Source organism: Limnohabitans sp. YIMB22184, from assembly GCF_048020265.1.
In the GTDB taxonomy this organism is placed as follows: domain Bacteria; phylum Pseudomonadota; class Gammaproteobacteria; order Burkholderiales; family Burkholderiaceae_C; genus Limnohabitans_A.
Map to the genome: position 1 here is coordinate 1,584,396 of NZ_CP171843.1, position 15,871 is coordinate 1,600,266.

17 protein-coding genes and 1 tRNA gene are annotated in these 15,871 nt (G+C 60.3%); 10 read left to right on the forward strand and 8 right to left on the reverse strand.

The genetic code is table 11. The features are described 5' to 3' along the window. The first annotated feature begins 183 nt into the window (after nucleotides 1–183). Entirely contained in the window at nucleotides 184–1,662 is a 1,479-nt protein-coding gene (locus ACHEXL_RS07470; RefSeq protein WP_416558708.1) for an NAD-dependent succinate-semialdehyde dehydrogenase, read from the forward strand. 80 nt (nucleotides 1,663–1,742) lie between these two features. Here ACHEXL_RS07470 and ACHEXL_RS07475 read toward each other — a convergent pair whose 3' ends face one another. Beyond that, nucleotides 1,743–2,765, reverse strand: a complete 1,023-nt coding sequence (locus ACHEXL_RS07475; RefSeq protein WP_416558709.1) for a tripartite tricarboxylate transporter substrate binding protein — start codon at nucleotides 2,763–2,765, stop codon at nucleotides 1,743–1,745. 182 nt (nucleotides 2,766–2,947) lie between these two features. Here ACHEXL_RS07475 and ACHEXL_RS07480 point away from each other — a divergent pair. Together ACHEXL_RS07480 and ACHEXL_RS07485 are read left to right on the forward strand one after the other, a co-directional pair. Next, nucleotides 2,948–3,021 (forward strand) — tRNA-Gly (locus tag ACHEXL_RS07480). Between the two features lie 58 nt (nucleotides 3,022–3,079). Next, nucleotides 3,080–3,886: a plasmid replication/partition related protein gene (locus tag ACHEXL_RS07485; protein WP_416558711.1), complete on the forward strand. Its 807-nt coding sequence runs from the start codon at nucleotides 3,080–3,082 to the stop codon at nucleotides 3,884–3,886. Nucleotides 3,887–3,888: 2 nt separating this feature from the next. Here ACHEXL_RS07485 and ACHEXL_RS07490 read toward each other — a convergent pair whose 3' ends face one another. The 3 genes from ACHEXL_RS07490 to ACHEXL_RS07500 all read right to left on the reverse strand — a co-directional run bounded on the left by ACHEXL_RS07490 (nucleotide 3,889) and on the right by ACHEXL_RS07500 (nucleotide 6,308). Continuing rightward, nucleotides 3,889–4,785 (reverse strand): hypothetical protein, encoded by an 897-nt coding sequence (locus ACHEXL_RS07490; protein WP_416558713.1) that lies wholly within the window; start codon nucleotides 4,783–4,785, stop codon nucleotides 3,889–3,891. 172 nt (nucleotides 4,786–4,957) lie between these two features. After that, nucleotides 4,958–5,599 carry a CoA transferase subunit B gene (locus ACHEXL_RS07495; protein ID WP_108331547.1) on the reverse strand — a complete coding sequence of 214 codons (642 nt, stop codon included), beginning with the start codon at nucleotides 5,597–5,599 and terminating at the stop codon, nucleotides 4,958–4,960. A gap of 1 nt (nucleotide 5,600) precedes the next feature. After that, a complete protein-coding gene (locus ACHEXL_RS07500) occupies nucleotides 5,601–6,308 on the reverse strand; it encodes a CoA transferase subunit A (protein WP_416558714.1) in 708 nt (235 codons plus the stop codon). A gap of 96 nt (nucleotides 6,309–6,404) precedes the next feature. Between ACHEXL_RS07500 and ACHEXL_RS07505 the strand changes: the two genes are divergently transcribed. After that, nucleotides 6,405–6,965: a LuxR C-terminal-related transcriptional regulator gene (locus ACHEXL_RS07505; protein WP_416558715.1), complete on the forward strand. Its 561-nt coding sequence runs from the start codon at nucleotides 6,405–6,407 to the stop codon at nucleotides 6,963–6,965. 28 nt (nucleotides 6,966–6,993) lie between these two features. Here ACHEXL_RS07505 and ACHEXL_RS07510 read toward each other — a convergent pair whose 3' ends face one another. Further along, nucleotides 6,994–7,422 carry a carboxymuconolactone decarboxylase family protein gene (locus tag ACHEXL_RS07510; RefSeq protein ID WP_416558717.1) on the reverse strand — a complete coding sequence of 143 codons (429 nt, stop codon included), beginning with the start codon at nucleotides 7,420–7,422 and terminating at the stop codon, nucleotides 6,994–6,996. Between the two features lie 92 nt (nucleotides 7,423–7,514). Between ACHEXL_RS07510 and ACHEXL_RS07515 the strand changes: the two genes are divergently transcribed. Further along, complete coding sequence (locus ACHEXL_RS07515; RefSeq protein WP_416558718.1) at nucleotides 7,515–8,111, forward strand: peroxidase-related enzyme; 597 nt, start codon at nucleotides 7,515–7,517, stop codon at nucleotides 8,109–8,111. Here ACHEXL_RS07515 and ACHEXL_RS07520 read toward each other — a convergent pair. Then, the gene (locus ACHEXL_RS07520; protein WP_416558720.1) at nucleotides 8,069–8,788 is read right to left on the reverse strand and encodes a TetR/AcrR family transcriptional regulator; all 720 of its coding nucleotides are present in this window, start codon (nucleotides 8,786–8,788) and stop codon (nucleotides 8,069–8,071) included. The two genes, ACHEXL_RS07515 and ACHEXL_RS07520, sit on opposite strands and share 43 nt — an antisense overlap. A gap of 101 nt (nucleotides 8,789–8,889) precedes the next feature. Between ACHEXL_RS07520 and ACHEXL_RS07525 the strand changes: the two genes are divergently transcribed. Then, nucleotides 8,890–9,786 carry a metal-dependent hydrolase gene (locus tag ACHEXL_RS07525; RefSeq protein WP_416558721.1) on the forward strand — a complete coding sequence of 299 codons (897 nt, stop codon included), beginning with the start codon at nucleotides 8,890–8,892 and terminating at the stop codon, nucleotides 9,784–9,786. Between the two features lie 5 nt (nucleotides 9,787–9,791). On the opposite strand, the gene ACHEXL_RS07530 is transcribed toward ACHEXL_RS07525, so the two are convergent. Both ACHEXL_RS07530 and ACHEXL_RS07535 read right to left on the reverse strand, forming a co-directional pair. After that, a complete protein-coding gene (locus tag ACHEXL_RS07530) occupies nucleotides 9,792–10,214 on the reverse strand; it encodes an acyl-CoA thioesterase (RefSeq protein WP_416558722.1) in 423 nt (140 codons plus the stop codon). Between the two features lie 10 nt (nucleotides 10,215–10,224). Continuing rightward, complete coding sequence (locus ACHEXL_RS07535; RefSeq protein ID WP_416558724.1) at nucleotides 10,225–11,007, reverse strand: SDR family oxidoreductase; 783 nt, start codon at nucleotides 11,005–11,007, stop codon at nucleotides 10,225–10,227. 152 nt (nucleotides 11,008–11,159) lie between these two features. Here ACHEXL_RS07535 and ACHEXL_RS07540 point away from each other — a divergent pair, with 152 nt between their 5' ends. From ACHEXL_RS07540 to ACHEXL_RS07555, 4 genes are all read left to right on the forward strand, one after another. Further along, nucleotides 11,160–12,851, forward strand: a complete 1,692-nt coding sequence (locus ACHEXL_RS07540) for an electron transfer flavoprotein-ubiquinone oxidoreductase (protein ID WP_416558725.1) — start codon at nucleotides 11,160–11,162, stop codon at nucleotides 12,849–12,851. Between the two features lie 197 nt (nucleotides 12,852–13,048). Beyond that, complete coding sequence (locus ACHEXL_RS07545; protein WP_416558726.1) at nucleotides 13,049–14,020, forward strand: TRAP transporter substrate-binding protein; 972 nt, start codon at nucleotides 13,049–13,051, stop codon at nucleotides 14,018–14,020. Nucleotides 14,021–14,095: 75 nt separating this feature from the next. Next, the gene (locus ACHEXL_RS07550; RefSeq protein ID WP_416558727.1) at nucleotides 14,096–14,590 is read left to right on the forward strand and encodes a TRAP transporter small permease; all 495 of its coding nucleotides are present in this window, start codon (nucleotides 14,096–14,098) and stop codon (nucleotides 14,588–14,590) included. Beyond that, complete coding sequence (locus ACHEXL_RS07555; RefSeq protein ID WP_416558728.1) at nucleotides 14,587–15,864, forward strand: TRAP transporter large permease; 1,278 nt, start codon at nucleotides 14,587–14,589, stop codon at nucleotides 15,862–15,864. Before ACHEXL_RS07550 ends, ACHEXL_RS07555 begins: the two co-directional genes overlap by 4 nt. Nucleotides 15,865–15,871: the final 7 nt, after the last annotated feature.

The following is a 15,871-nucleotide window of genomic DNA, read 5'->3' on the forward strand; positions in this document are numbered from 1 at the left end:
CAGGCTTTCAATGCAACCGGGCATTATAGATTTGAGGCCAGGCCTTGCTTGCACACAGGTCAGATCGGCGGCCCCGCAGACGCCATGGTTTTGCGACTTTTGTGACAGACAGGGCAATTGACACAGGCTAAGCTGCGCTTTTGAATTTTCCCCGCGCCCGGCCCACGGGCTTTTGGAGACCCCATGGACATGAAGACATCCCCTCTCGCCCTGCTGAATGACCCCACTTTGCTCAAGACCGACGCCCTGATCAATGGCCAGTGGGTCGCGGGCAGCCAGCGTTTTGACGTGACCGACCCAGCCACTGGCGGTCACTTGGCCAGCGTGGCCAACCTCGGGGCAGCCGAAGCCGAAGCTGCCATTGCCGCCGCCAACGCCGCCTGGGGCGCCTGGAAAACCAAGACCGCCAAAGAGCGCAGCATCATCCTGCGCAAGTGGTTTGACCTGCTGATCGCCAACACCGAAGACCTGGCACGCCTCATGACCGCAGAAAACGGCAAGCCGATCGCCGAGTCGCGTGGCGAAGTGGCCTATGGCGCCAGTTTTGTGGAGTGGTTCGCCGAAGAAGCCAAGCGCGTGAACGGCGAAACCTTGCCCCAGTTCGACAACAACCGCCGCCTGCTGGTGCTGAAGCAGCCCATTGGCGTGTGCGCGGCCATCACGCCCTGGAACTTCCCGCTGGCCATGATCACCCGCAAAGTGGCCCCGGCGCTGGCCGCAGGCTGCCCTGTGGTCATCAAACCCGCCGAGCAAACCCCGCTCACCGCCCTGGCTGCGGCCGAGTTGGCTATTCGCGCCGGCATCCCGGCCGGGGTGCTCAACATCATCACCGCAGACGGCCCGCAAAGCATCGCCATTGGCAAGGTGCTGTGCGCCAGCGACGTGGTGCGCCACATCAGCTTCACAGGCTCCACCGAGGTGGGTCGCATCCTGATGGCGCAGTCGGCCCCCACCGTCAAAAAAATGTCGCTGGAGCTGGGCGGCAACGCGCCCTTCATCGTCTTTGAAGACGCCGACATCGACAGCGCTGTGGAAGGCGCTTTTGCCAGCAAATACCGCAACGCGGGCCAGACCTGTGTGTGCTCCAACCGCTTTTATGTGCAGGAGTCGGTGTACGAAGAATTTGCCACCAAGTTCGCCGCAAAAGTCAAAACCGCCAAAGTGGGCAACGGCTTTGCCGAAGGCGTGAACCAGGGCCCGCTGATCGAGCCCTCGGCCCTCGACAAGGTCGAGCGCCATGTGAAAGACGCCATCGCCAAGGGCGGGCGCGTGCTCACGGGCGGCAAGCGCCTGGACGGTCAGTTTTTTGAGCCCACCGTGATTGCGGACGCCAGCGCCGACATGGTCTGTGCCAAGGAAGAAACCTTTGGCCCCTTTGCGCCCATCTTCAAATTCAAGACCGAGCAGGAAGCGATTGACGCGGCCAACAACACCGAGTTTGGTCTGGCCAGCTACTTCTACAGCCGCGACGTGGGCCGCATCTTCCGCGTGAGCGAGGCGCTGGAATACGGCATGGTCGGCATCAACGTGGGCATTTTGGCCACCGAGCATGTGCCGTTTGGCGGCGTCAAGCAGTCGGGCCTGGGCCGCGAGGGCTCACACCACGGCATGGACGACTATGTGGAGATCAAATACCTCTGCGTGGGCGACATCCTGAAATGAACGCCTGAAAAGACCAAAGCCGCCCGACAGGCGAACGGCTTTGGAGGCATCGCGTTCAAGGCACCCGAGGGTGCCTTTTTTCACGACTTTTTGGCCAAGCCCAAACGCTCGATGGTGGCGCGTTCGGCCTCAAAAGTACGGGCGCCGTAGCGCGTGTACTCCTCGGTGCCCATGTAGATCACGGGCTGGAAGAAACGGTCCAGCGTTTCCAGCACTTTGGGGTCTTCCAGCGTTTTCTTGAAGGCATCGTGCAGTACCCGCACCACGGCCGGGTCCATGCCCTTGGGGCCGCCAATGCCAAAGGGCGACTCGGTGATCGTGTCCCAGCCACTTTCCTTGACGGTGGGAATGTCCGGAAACGCTTTGGTGCGGTTGCGCCCCAGCGTGGCCAACAGGCGCAGCTTGCCCTCCTTGACCAGCGGTGCAAATTCGGTGGTGCCGCTCATCACACGGATGTGTCCGCCCAAAATAGCCTGCATCAGCTCGGCCGAGCCTTTGTACGGAATGTGGTTGAGCTCAATGCCCGCCTTTTGCGAAAACTCTTCAATGGCCAGGTGAGGCGTGGTGCCCGTGCCGGTGCTGCCGTACTCGACCTTGCCCGGATTGGCCTTGGCATAAGCCACCATTTCCTTGAGTGTCTTGAAAGGCGCATCCATGGTCGCCACCAAGCCAAAGGTGTAGCCGGTCAGGCAAGCGATGTGGGTCAGGTCCTTGACCGGGTCAAAGGCCATTTTTTGCATGTGCGGCAAACGGTAGACGCCCAACGGCAGTTGCGTGAGCAGGTAGCCATCAGGGCGGGCATTGACCATGGCCGTGGCGCCCAAAGTGCCCCCCGCGCCCGGCCGGTTGTCCACGATGACAGACACACCCAATGAACGAGAGGCACTTTCGGCAAAAGCCCGCATGACGGCATCGCTGCTGCCGCCCGGTGGCCAGGGCGCAATCAGGGTGATGGGTTTGTTGGGGAATGCGCTCTGCGCCCAAACGCTGCTGCTCATCAGGGCGGGTGCAGCCATACCCGCCAGGATGCCGGCCATGCCTTGCAAGGCGTGGCGGCGTGGTGCGTCGGGGGCGTGCTCAATCTTGGAGGTGTCCGTCTTCATAGGGGTTCTTTCTGCAAATGGGGAGACACCTCAATTTATTCAGCCTCACTTGCCGCGTCCACCGGGTAAATCCGCAGAGAGAACCCCATCGCGTCACGCCTGCGACAAACGCGCCGCCTCTGCCATGGCTCGCATCCCTCTTGTCTGGACAAGGTCCAAGCACCAGTACAATCTGACGCATCGCGGGTGTCGTTCAATGGTAGGACTCTTGCTTCCCAAGCAAATAACGTGGGTTCGATTCCCATCACCCGCTCCAGTTTTTGCCAAATCCAAGAAGGCCCCGCAAGGGGCCTTCGGCATTTTGACCCTCGCCCATGCAGATCACCGTCAACGAAGAACTCAAAGCCTACATCGACCCGCTCACCCCGGACGAACACGCGGCGCTGGAGCGCAGCATCCTGGCCGAGGGCTGCCGCGATGCGCTGGTGCTGTGGGGCGATGTGTTGGTGGACGGGCACAACCGCTACGGCATTTGCCAAAAGCATGGCTTGCCCTTCCAGACGGTACAAAACACGCGCTTTCAATCCATGGAAGATGTGCACCTGTGGATGATCGATCAGCACCTGGGGCGGCGCAGCGTGTCGGACTTTCAGCGCGGTGTGCTGGCTTTGCGCAAGCGGGAGATTCTGGCTGCGCGGCGTGCCCAGGCCGTCGCCAGCGCCGAACCAGGCACGCCATCTCTGAACGATGCACCGCAGGACGCGTCGAAAGTCGCTACAGCCCCCGAGCCCAACCCGCTCAAGAGTCGCGCCGACATCGCCAAAGCCGCCCGCCTGAGCAGCAGCCAGGTGGTGCAGATTGAAAAAATCCAGAAACAAGCCGCGCCCGAACTGGTGGCGGCCGTCAAAGCCGGCGCCATTTCCATCAACGCCGCAGCGGCCGTGGCCAGCTTGCCCGCTGAAGAACAAAAATCTGCCGCGCTGGGCGGCAAGGATGAACTCAAACAAGCCGCCAAACGCGTGCGCGAGGTGTACCGCAAGGTGTCCCCAGAAGCCGCGGCCTCATCTGTGGCCCTGCCCGAGGACGTGCAAGCCTTGCAAGCGCGTGTGGCCTCACTGAGCGCAGAAAATCAGTCCTTGCGTGCACAAGTGGCCGAACTGCAGGCCCGGCTGATGGCCTGAACTCAACGGCTTCTAAGGCCTTCTTGCAAAGCCACGGTGGTGATGCCTGCATCCGGTAGGCGCAGGCGCACGCCCTGGAAATACAGCTGGGCTTGCTCTGGCTGCTCGAAATGCACCCGCCACGGCGCTGGACCATAGACACTGCGGGCCTCGTTTGACTGCAAGGCCAAAACCGTGCTGCGGCCCGCGCCGTCGACCACGCAAATGGCACCCGGTTTCTGCGCCACCAGGTAAACCATGTCGCCAGCTTTGCTGGGACTGGCAGGCGTGAGCACGGCAGGGGCTTTGTTGGCCTGGCACAAGCTGTTGTCGGTGGCACCCTGGTCAAGTGCAACAGGTGAAGGTGCTGACTCAGAAACAGATGATGGCTCAGATGCAGATGCAGGCTCAGCCAGCACAGCCACAGCCGGTGCGGTGTCTGGCTGAAGTGCTGGCGCCAGACTGGCCGTCGGCGTGTGCCACAGTGACCTCACCCCGCCGCTTGAGACTGGGTGCTGGAGCAACGCCAAGCCCGCCGCGAACGAGCCCAAGGTCAGCAGCACGCCCAGCAAGCCGCGGGGCGCTTGGGAGAAAACCGAAGCGGGACGCGCGGCTTGGGCTCTTTGACGGGACAACTCTGCCAGCGCCTCCACCACCGAAGGCCCTTGAGCCACAGACGCATCGTCGATGGGATGGATCACGGCAGCGGGATCGCCCCCGAGCAAACTGGCAACTTTGCGAGCCGCGTTTTCCTTGATGGCCGGGGTGTAGAAAAGCGAGACCCCTCCCGACTCCAATTGCCGTATTTGAGCGACCGATAAATTGGCGCTGCTGGCCAAAACGGTGACATCGCATTGCTGGGAAACACGCCATTCACGGAGCAGTTCACCGCGCACGCGATCTGTGGAAGGGTTCGACATTCAGTGGGCTTGAAAAATCCTTATTTTCTCGCCAGTTGTTTGTTTATGGAATAAGGAAAACCCCAAAATAGATTCATTCCGTGTATTTTTTAAACCAAAAATTCATTGAATATGATTAAAACAAAAAAACCGCAATGAATTGCGGTTTTTTGAAGGCTAGGCAGAACGCCGATCAGAAGATCAGTTTCACACCCGTCTTGCTTTGCAGCAGCTCGGGCGTCACACCCGGGGCCAGCTCGACCACCTTCAGGCCTGCATCGGTCACGTCCATCACCGCCAGGTCTGTGATGATGCGGTCGACCACGCCCACGCCCGTGAGAGGCAAAGTGCAGCTGGGCAAAATCTTCAGGTCTTCGGTACCGTCTTTTTTCTTGGCCACGTGTTCCATCAGGATGATCACGCGCTTGACGCCCGCCACCAAGTCCATCGCGCCACCCATGCCCTTGACCATCTTGCCGGGGATCATCCAGTTGGCCAGATCGCCCTTTTCGCTCACCTGCATCGCGCCCAGGATCGACAGGTTGATCTTGCCGCCACGGATCATGGCAAAAGACTGCTCGCTGCCAAAAATCGACGAGCCTTTGATGGTGGTCACCGTCTGTTTGCCCGCGTTGATCAGGTCGGCATCGACCTCATCTTCGGTCGGGAAGGGGCCAATGCCCAGCATGCCGTTTTCGCTTTGCAGCCAGACTTCCTTGTCGGCGGGCACAAAGTTGGCCACCAGCGTGGGGATGCCGATGCCCAGGTTCACATAAAAACCGTCTTCCAGTTCGTGGGCCGCACGGGCGGCCATTTGGTCTTGACTCCAGCTCATATCAGACTCCTGCTTTCTCTGTGATCGTGCGCTTTTCGATGCGCTTTTCCGGTTTCGCGTTCAGCACGATGCGGTGCACATAAATGCCGGGCAGGTGCACGCTGTCGGGGTGCATGGCGCCGGTCTCCACGATCTCTTCGACCTCGACCACGCAGATCTTGCCGGCCATGGCCACCGCCGGGTTGAAGTTGCGCGAGGTGTAGCGGAACTGCAGGTTGCCAGACTTGTCGGCGCGGTGCGCCTTGACCAGCGACACATCGGGCACCAGCGAACGCTCCATCACATAGGTCTCGCCGTCAAACTCGCGCAGCTCCTTGCCTTCGGCCACCAGGGTGCCCACGCCGGTCTTGGTGAAGAAGGCCGGAATGCCCGCGCCGCCCGCACGCAGCTTCTCGGCCAGCGTGCCTTGGGGGGTGAACTCCAGGGCCAGCTCGCCCGCCAGGTACTGGCGCTCGAACTCTTTGTTCTCGCCCACATAGGACGCGATCATTTTTTTGATCTGGCGCGTCTGCAAAAGCTTGCCCAGACCGAAATCGTCCACGCCCGCGTTGTTGGAAATCGCGGTCAGGTTTTGCACGCCGCTGTCACGCAGCGCATCGATCAGGGCCTCGGGAATGCCGCACAGGCCAAAACCGCCCACGCCAATCAGTTGTCCGTCAGCCACGATGCCCTTCAAGGCCTCGGCTGCGGAAGGAAAAATCTTGTTCACGCCAAACTCCAATCAGGAAAGAGAGCGTTACGATACTACGTAATCCGATACGTAGTTTTTCGTAGAGGGCTGCCCTAGGCGGGTGGCCCGCCCGCCATGACCACAGACATCGACTACCGCCTCGCTTTCGACCTCGCCCCCATCGGCATGGTGCTCTCGCGCAACCGTGCCATCGTCGACTGCAACCAGCGGGTGTGCGAGATGTTTGGCGTCACACGCGAACAACTCATCGGCCAAAGCTTTCAGCTGCTCTACCCCAGCGCCGACGAGTACGAGCGCACCGGCCAGCGCATCGCGCCCATCCTGAACGCCAACGGCGTGTATGCCGACGACCGGGTGATGAAACGGGTGGACGGGCGCTTCAAAGGCGAAACCTTTTGGTGCCATGTGACGGGCCGTGCGCTCAACCGCGAAGCCCCGCACGAGGCGGGCATCTGGACTTTTGAAGACCTGTCGGCCCGCAAACCCGTTAAGGCCGAACTCACCGCCCGCGAACGCGAAGTCGCCGCCCACCTCATGGACGGCCTGACCAGCAAGGAAATCGGCCGCGCCTTGGGCATCAGCCACCGCACGGTGGAGATTTACCGCGTCAAACTGATGCGCAAATACCAGGCCTCGGGTGCGGCGGATCTGATTCAAAAGTTGCTGCGGGGCTAGCCATGGCTTCAAAGCCCCGACTACTGCCTCATCCAGCTTTAGGCTCAATCACCTCGGCCGCGCTGCGGAATGCGTCGATCGCGGTCGGGAAGCCGCAGTACACCGTGGCGTGCAGCATGATTTCACGAATTTCTTCGGGGGTTGCGCCATTGTTGAGTGCGCCTCGCACATGGCCTTTGAGTTCTTGTTGTTTGCCCAGGGCGGTGAGCATGGCCACGGTGATGAGGCTGCGGGTTTTCAAATCGAGCCCAGGGCGCTGCCAGACATTGCCCCAGGCGTTGCGGGTGATGAACTCCTGCATGGGCAGGGTGTAGTCGGTGGCGTTGCCAAAGGCGCGGTCTACAAACTCAACCCCCATGACCTGGCTGCGGGTGTCGATACCAGCCTGAAAGGCGGCGTCATCAGCGCGCTCGGCGCGGGCTTGTTGAGAAGGCGAAAGCAGCGGTGTTGTGGACATGACAGGCTCCTGAAATGGTCGCCAGCATAATCGTTGTCGATTCCCGTGCATGGACAACGCCATCACGAACATGACACCCACAAGGACCCATCATGAGCCACCGCTACCCCGCCCCCGAGATCAAGGACCTGCCCGAAGACATCCGTGCCAAGGTGCTCGAAGTTCAGGAAAAAGCCGGGTTTGTGCCGAATGTGTTTTTGGCATTCGCACGCCGCCCGGCCGAATGGCGTGCTTTTTTTGCTTACCACGATGCCTTGATGGTGCCCGAGTCGGTGGGACGCGAGAGCGGCCTCACAAAAGGCGAGCGTGAAATGATCGTGACCACCACCAGTGCCGCCAACAACTGCCTGTATTGCGTGGTCGCGCATGGCGCGATTTTGCGCATTTACGAGAAAAAACCCTTGGTGGCCGACCAAGTCGCCATCAACCACCGCAAGGCCGACATCAGCCCCCGTCAACGCGCCATGCTGGACTTTGCGCTCAAGGTCTGCAATCAATCGCATGAAGTGGAAGACGCCGACTTTGCCGCCCTGCACGCCCACGGCTTCAACGACGAAGACATCTGGGACATCGCCGCCATCACCGCTTTCTTTGGCCTGAGTAACCGCATGGCCAGCTTCAGCGGCATGATGCCCAACCCCGAGTTTTACCTGATGGGCCGTGCGCCCAAGGCCAAACCTGCGGCCTGAAGCGCTGACGGGCGGGCCAGCAGGGCCCAGGCCATTTGCACCAGGGCTTCTTCAAACGCAGGGCTGCCCAACAAGGGCGACTTTTCCAGGCTGGCGCTGCGCAGCGTGCCGATGACCGAGCGGGTCAGCACGAACAGTTGCGCCGGGCTGGGCGTTTGCAGCGCGGGGTGGCCGATGCGCTCAAAAAAGATGGCCAGGCGGTCGGCCACCTGGCGCACGGCGCTCGCGGTTTCATCGGGCTTTTCCAGCGTCCAGCAGAGGTGAATCAGGCTTTGGCTCAGCCCTTTGCCCGTGGCAAAGCCGCGTACCAATATCCGAATGGCCTGGCCCAGCAGTTCACGCCCGTCGAGCTCGCGAACGTTGGGCAGGGTTTCCAGCTCGCTCAGGTAGCGGCCCAGCTCTTGCAGCACCATCTCTTGCCCGCGAGCGGCCATGGCCCGCACCAGCACCTCTTTGCTCGGAAAGTATTGGTAGAGCGTGCCGATCGAAAACCCAGCTGCTGCAGCCACCTTGTTGGTGGTCAAACCGCCCTCGCCCTCCTTGTCCAAAATCTGAGCAGCAGCCTTGAACAGGGTTTGCATGGTCTGCTGCGCCCGGGCCTGCGAAGGTTGGCGACGCAAGCTGAGATCAGCCCGGAGCTTGGCTTGCGACTTGGTTGCGGGTTTGGCGGTGGACATAAAAAAGCCTTTGGCAAAATCTGAGCAGATAGCGAGTTGCAAGGTCTTTGCAAAACCTGAACAATGCTCACATTCTGACCCATATCACCGTGAGACATGCCATGAGCACCCACCCCGCTGCCCCGACCGAGTTGACCGTGCGCCGCCTCAGCGTGGACCTGAGCCAGGGTTTCTCGCGCCACTGGAACGGCGGCGATGCGTTTTTGACGGCTTATGCCAACGCCTTGTCCATGAGCTTTCCGGTGGGTGAGCAGTCCTTCATCGATGCGGTCAAGGCGGGGGCCAAGCAGTTGCCCGACACCCCGGAAAATGCCGAACTCAAGCAAATTGCCAAAGGCTTTGTGGGCCAAGAGGCGACTCACCGCCACCTGCATGCGCTGTACAACGCACACCTGGAAAAACAAGGCTTGGTCAACCACTGGGGGCCACGCGCCGAGCAGCGCCTGAAAAAAGGCCGCGAAGAATTTTTCAGCAAAAGCGCCAAGGGATACCTGCACGAGCTGGCCATCACCGCCGCTTTTGAGCACTACACCTCGATCTTTGGCGACCTGACGCTCGAGCGCATCGACCAGCCTGGCGACTGGTTTGCCGGGGCCGAAGAACCCCTCAAAACCCTGTGGCGTTGGCACGCGGCCGAAGAGTCCGAGCACAAATGCGTGGCTTTTGACCTTTACCAGCGCTTGGGCGGCAACCACCAGTGGCGCATGCGCTGGTTCTGGTACGTCACCGTGCAGTTCAGCACCGACGTGTTCCGCCAGACTGTCAACAACCTCTGGCACGACAAGACACTGTTCAAGCCTTCGACATGGTGGTCAGCGGGCAAGTTTTTGTTCGGTCGCCACGGCATGGTCTGGCGCGTGGCCAAGCCCATTTGGGCCTACACCCGCAAAGACTTTCATCCCATGCAGGTGGGCAGCGCCACGCTGTCGCAAGACTGGCTGCAAAACCACGCCGACCAGTGGCGTGCGGTGGGTGCTCCTGCCCAATCTGCGGCGTAAAGCTCTCAGTCGCTGACCAAAGCCCGCACCCAGTCGGGCATGGTCACGGCTTTTTGTTGGGGAAAGTCCACCCAGATCGTGGTCGCGCCCCCTGCGGCAAACACCACGCCCGGCTGGTCGGTGCGCTCCAGCGTGCACCAGCTCTCAAAGGTCGTGCGGCCCGGATCGCTCACAAACATTTTGGCCAGGATGTTGCCCGGGTATTCAAACTGTTTGTAGAAGTTGCAAAAGGCGTTGACGATCACCGGCCCCTCGCCTTGCGGATTCAGCACAAACCCGATCTTGTCGAACCAGTCGATGCGGGTGGTCTCCAGATAGCGGAAGTACACCGTGTTGTTGACATGGCCCATGGCGTCCATGTCGCCCCAGCGGATGGGGATGACCAACTCGTGCACCAGTTTCTTGCGCTCGGGCAGCTCCAGCTTCATGGTTTGCCCCTCACACTGCAAAACCGTCGTCAGCCGAGACCACCGCGCCATTGATGAAGTGGCTCTGGTCGCTGGCCAGCAGCATCAGCAAAGCGTCCAGGTCCTGCGGCTGGCCCACACGCTTGCGGGGCAACATGCTGATGAGCTTTTGCCCCTGCTCGGTCTGCCAGTGGTGGTGGTTGATCTCGGTGTCGATGTAGCCGGGGCAAATCGCGTTCACGTTGATGCCGAACTTGCCCCACTCCACCGCAAAGGCCTTGGTCATCTGCACCACGGCGGCCTTGCTCATGCAATACACACCGATTTGCGGCAAGACCTTGAGGCCCGCCATCGACGCGATGTTGATGATGCGCCCGCCGGTGAAGCTGCCCGGCGCTGCACCCTTGGCCCGCGCCAGCATGCGCTTGCCCACCTCTTGCGCCACAAAAAAAGCACCGCGCACGTTGGTGTTCATGATGAAGTCGTAGTCTTCTTCGGTCACGTCCTGGATGCGCTGGGTGGTGCTCACACCCGAGTTGTTCACCAAAATGTCGATGCTGCCCATCTCGGTTTCGGCGTGCGCCACAGCCGCCGCGATGCTGTGGCGGTCGGTCACGTCCATCTCGACCACATGCGCGTCGCCGCCCGCCGCCTCGATTTCGGCCCGCAGGTCCTTGAGCTTTTCCATGCGGCGGCTGGCCAGCACCACGCCCGCGCCCGCTGCGGCCAGGGTTTTGGCAAATTGCGCACCCAGGCCGCCCGAAGCGCCGGTCACCAGGGCCACGCGGCCCGACAAATCAATTTCATATGCCATGTCAAATCCTTCTAGGGGTTTCGCATCCGTTGCACAGCAAGTGCTGACACCATTGTGCGTGGGAAGCGTTCCCAAGATGCATAAAATGAGTCACACGCCCGACACCCCCGTGCCAGGCATCGCTTCAACCACTTTTCCCTAAAGAGTCTGTCATGAGCCCCGAAGAAATCCTGAGCACCTACGGTCCCCGCGAATCCATGCCCTACGACGTGGTCGTGGTCGGTGGCGGCCCCGCGGGCCTGTCCACGGCCATTCGACTCAAACAACTGGCCGCTGAAAAAGGCACTGACGTGTCGGTGGTCGTGCTGGAAAAAGGCGGTGAGCCCGGCGCCCACATCTTGAGCGGCGCCATCATGGACCCCAAGGCCCTGACTGAACTCTTGCCCAATTGGAAAGAGCTGGGCGCCCCCCTCAACCAGCCTGTGACCGACGACGCCTGGAGCTTCCTGAGCGAGACCGGCGCCACCCGCACCCCCGGCATTTTCCTGCCCGAGTGCGCACAAAACCACGGCAACTACATCATCAGCCTCTCCAACTTCACCCGCTGGCTGGCACAGCAGGCCGAGAATCTGGGCGTGGAAATTTTCCCCGGCTTCACAGCCGCCGAGGTGCTTTACAACGACGACGGCTCCGTCAAAGGCGTGGCCACCGGCAATCTGGGCATTGGCAAAGACGGCGAGCCGACCGAGAACTTTCAGCTGGGTATGGAGTTGCACGGCAAATACACCGTGTTCGCCGAAGGCGCACGCGGCCACCTGGGCAAGCAGTTGATCGCCAAGTACAAACTGGACGAAGGCCGCGATCCGCAGACTTACGGCATCGGCATCAAGGAAGTTTGGGAGATTGATCCCTCACGCCACACCCCCGGTTTTGTGATGCACACCGCCGGCTGGCCCATGAACAACGACACCTACGGCGGCGCGTTCATGTACCACATGGAAGACAACAAGATTGCCATCGGCTACGTGGTCGGTCTGGACTACGCCAACCCTTGGCTCAGCCCTTTTGAAGAATTCCAGCGCTGGAAAACCCACAACAACATCAAGTGGTACTTCACCAACGACAAGGGTGAAGTGAACGCCAAACGCATCGGCTACGGTGCCCGCGCCATCACCGCAGGCGGCCTGATGAGCCTGCCCAAGACCGTGTTCCCAGGGGGTGCGCTGGTCGGCTGCGACGCCGGCTACTTGAATGTGAGCCGAATCAAAGGCAGCCACGCCGCCATCAAGACCGGCATGCTGGCCGCCGAAGCCGCTTATGACGCCATCGTGGCCGGTCGCGAGCACGACGAGTTGAGCGCCTACCCCGAGGCTTTCGAGGCCAGCTGGCTCTACACCGAGCTGAACAAGTCGCGCAATTTCAAGACCTGGTTCAAAAAGGGCCTGACGGTCGCGACGCTGATGAACGGCTTTGAGCAGTTTGTGCTGCGTGGCCACATTCCGTGGACACTGCGCCGCGACAAAGCCGACCACACCTACCTCAAGCCTGCGGCCGAGTGCGAACAAATCGTCTACCCCAAGCCCGATGGCAAGCTGACTTTTGACCGCTTGAGCAGCGTCTTCATCAGCAACACCAACCACGAGGAAAACCAGCCGGCGCACCTGACGCTCAAAGACGCGTCTGTGCCCGTGGGCATCAACCTCGCCAAGTTCGCCGGGCCAGAAAGCCGCTACTGCCCGGCCGGTGTGTACGAGTACGTCAAAAACGAAGACAACAGCGACCGCCTGCAGATCAACGCGCAAAACTGCGTGCACTGCAAAACCTGCGACATCAAAGACCCCACGCAAAACATCGTCTGGGTCACACCCGAAGGCGGCGGCGGTCCCAACTACACGGGCATGTGAGCCCCATGTGCCGAAAAAGAGGCCCGTTAGGGCCTCTTTTTTTGCCTGATCAAGAAGTCTCTGCAGGCGTCACCTAGGCATCACCACCCCCTCGAAAACCCGTAGTTGAACCAGCCTGCAGGCGCCCCATAATGAAACTTGTATGACAAGTTGATCCGCAACCTGTTGTCGTCCATTGATCCACGAGGAGTTCTCCCATGAAATTGAGCAAATTGATGTTGGGCCTGAGTTTGGCCATCGGCGTCATAACCACGGCTTCTTCACAAATCGTCATGCGCAACAGCATTTCGGTCGCCCAAAACTCCCACCAAGGCGAGGCCATCGATACGCTGGCCCGAGAAGTGGAAAAGCGCACCAACGGCCGCATCAAGATCCAGAACTTCTACTCGGGTTCTTTGGGCGGTGAGCGCGAGTCGATCGAGTCGGTCCAGTTGGGCACCCAGGAATTGGCCACCACATCCACCGGTCCCGTCCCCAACTTCGTGCCTGAGGCCCGCATTTTGGACGTGCCTTTCTTGTTCCGTGACAAAGGGCATGCACGCGCCGTGCTCGACGGCCCCATTGGCCAGGAACTGCTGACCAAATTCGAGTCCAAAGGCTTCAAGGCTTTGGCCTGGGGTGAAAACGGCGTGCGTCACATGACCAACAGCAAGCGCGCCGTCAACGAGCCCGGTGACCTGAAGGGCCTGAAAATGCGCACCATGGAAAACCCAGTGCACGTCGCGGCTTACAAGAGCCTTGGCATTGTGACCACGCCCATGGCTTTCCCCGAAGTGTTCACCGCCTTGCAGCAAGGCACCGTGGACGGCCAGGAAAACCCCCTGTCCGTGATCATGGCGGCCAACTTTGACCAGGTGCAAAAACACCTGACATTGACTGGCCACGTCTACTCGCCTGTGGTGATCCTGATGAACAAGGGCAGTTTTGACAAGCTCAGCGCCGCTGACAAGCAAATCTTCCTGGATGCCGCCAAAGAAGCTGTGAAGGCCAACCGTGCCCGCGTCGACAAGGACGATGCCAATGGCGTGGCCGAGTTGCGCAAGAAGGGCATGACCATCATTGAAAACGTGGACAAGTCCAAGTTCGTGGCCACCATGGGTCCGGCCATGGCCGAATTTGAAAAACAGTTCGGCAAAGCCAACCTGGACCGCATCCGCAACTTCAAGTGATTTAGCGCTTGTTCAAAACGCCCGACCAATCCCGGATTGGCGGGCGTTTTTTGATTCTGTCGAGAAGGAAGTTTTATGCGTTCGCTCTATCTGAGCGTGGAAAAGTGGACCACCGCTTTTTCCATGCTCGTGGCCTGTTTGATGCTGGCTGTCGCAGCTTGCCTGGGCATGCTGCAAATTTTCACCCGTTTCGTGCTGGAAACCCCCATTGAATGGACCGAGGTCATCATCCGCTTCAGCCTCATCTGGATGGTGTTCATGGGCATCCCCATGGCCTTTCGGCAAGGCGCCATGGTCAGTGTGGACGTGCTCTACCGCTGGAGCGGCCCGCGCATGAAGAAATTTCTCGACACTGTGGTGGCATTGGCTGCGCTGACTTTGGTGTGCGTCATCATTTGGTGGGGCTGGGACTACGCCAACCGGGGTAAGGTCCAGTCCATGATCGGGCTTGAAGACGTGTCCATGTTCTGGGCGTACATGGCGCTGCCCGTCGGCGCGGCTTTCAGCGTCATCAGCATCATTGGCAATTGGCTGGATCCCCAGCGTCTGGAACTGGAGACCGCACAATGAGCGTCGTCATGCTTTGCACCATGGTGCTGTGCTTTGCACTCACCATCTCGGTGGCCGTGTCCATCGGTTTGTCGGCCATCGTCGGCATCCAGATCGGCAACGCCAACATGCTCATCTCCGTCAAGGAGATGTTCAATTCGATCAACAAATTCCCGCTGGCCGCGATCCCCTTCTTCATTCTGGCGGGCAACATCATGGAAACCGGCGGCATCTCCCGTCGCCTGGTGGAGTTCGCCAAGAGCATCGTGGGCGGCGTGCAAGGCGGCTTGCCCATGACCTGCGTGCTGACCTGCATGATTTTTGCGGCGGTGTCGGGCTCATCGGTTGCCACCACCTTCGCCATCGGCACCATTCTGATTCCAGCGCTCATCAAGCACGGCTACCCCACCACCTATGCAGCCTCCTTGCAGGCCACATCGGCCGAACTGGGCGTGATCATCCCGCCCTCGATCCCCATGATCCTTTACGGCGTGAGTGCCGAAGTGTCCATTGGCGAGCTGTTCATTGCCGGTTTTGGTCCGGGTCTGTTCATTGGCGCAGCCTTGATGTTCTGGGTCTGGGTGTATTGCAAATACAAAGGCTGGGGCAAAAACGATGGCGACGGACGCCTGAGTTTTGGCAAAGCATCATGGCAAGCCGGTTGGGCGCTCATGATGCCCGTCATCATTTTGGGCGGCATCTACGGCGGGGTGTTCACCCCCACCGAAGCGTCTGCCGTGGCGGTGTTCTACGCGCTGATCGTCGGCACGGTCATTTACCGCGAGATCAAGCTGAAAGACCTGGCTGTGATCATGCGCAAATCGGTGTTGTCCAGCGCGGTGATCATGTTCATCATCGCCAACGCGGGTTTGTTCGCCTTCCTGATCACGCGCGCTGGGGTGCCTGAAGCGATTGGTCACTGGCTGGAAGACGTGCTCAAGTCGCCCGCCTACTTCCTGCTGGGCGTGAACGTGGCCTTGTTTTTCATTGGCATGTTCATTGAAACCAGCGCGGCCATCATCGTGCTGGCGCCCATTCTCGCCCCTGTGGCCATGCACTTTGGCATCGACCCGGTTCACTTTGGCCTGATCATGGTGGTCAATCTGGCGCTGGGCATGATCACACCGCCTTTCGGCGTGAACCTGTTCGCGGCCTGTACGGTGGCGCGCATCTCGCTCGATCGGATGATCAAAGATTTGATCCCCTTCGTGCTGGTGATCCTGGTTTGCCTGATGGTGGTGAGCTATGTACCTGCCTTGTCGCTGACCTTGCGGGATCTGGTGTACGCCAAATAAAGCTAGA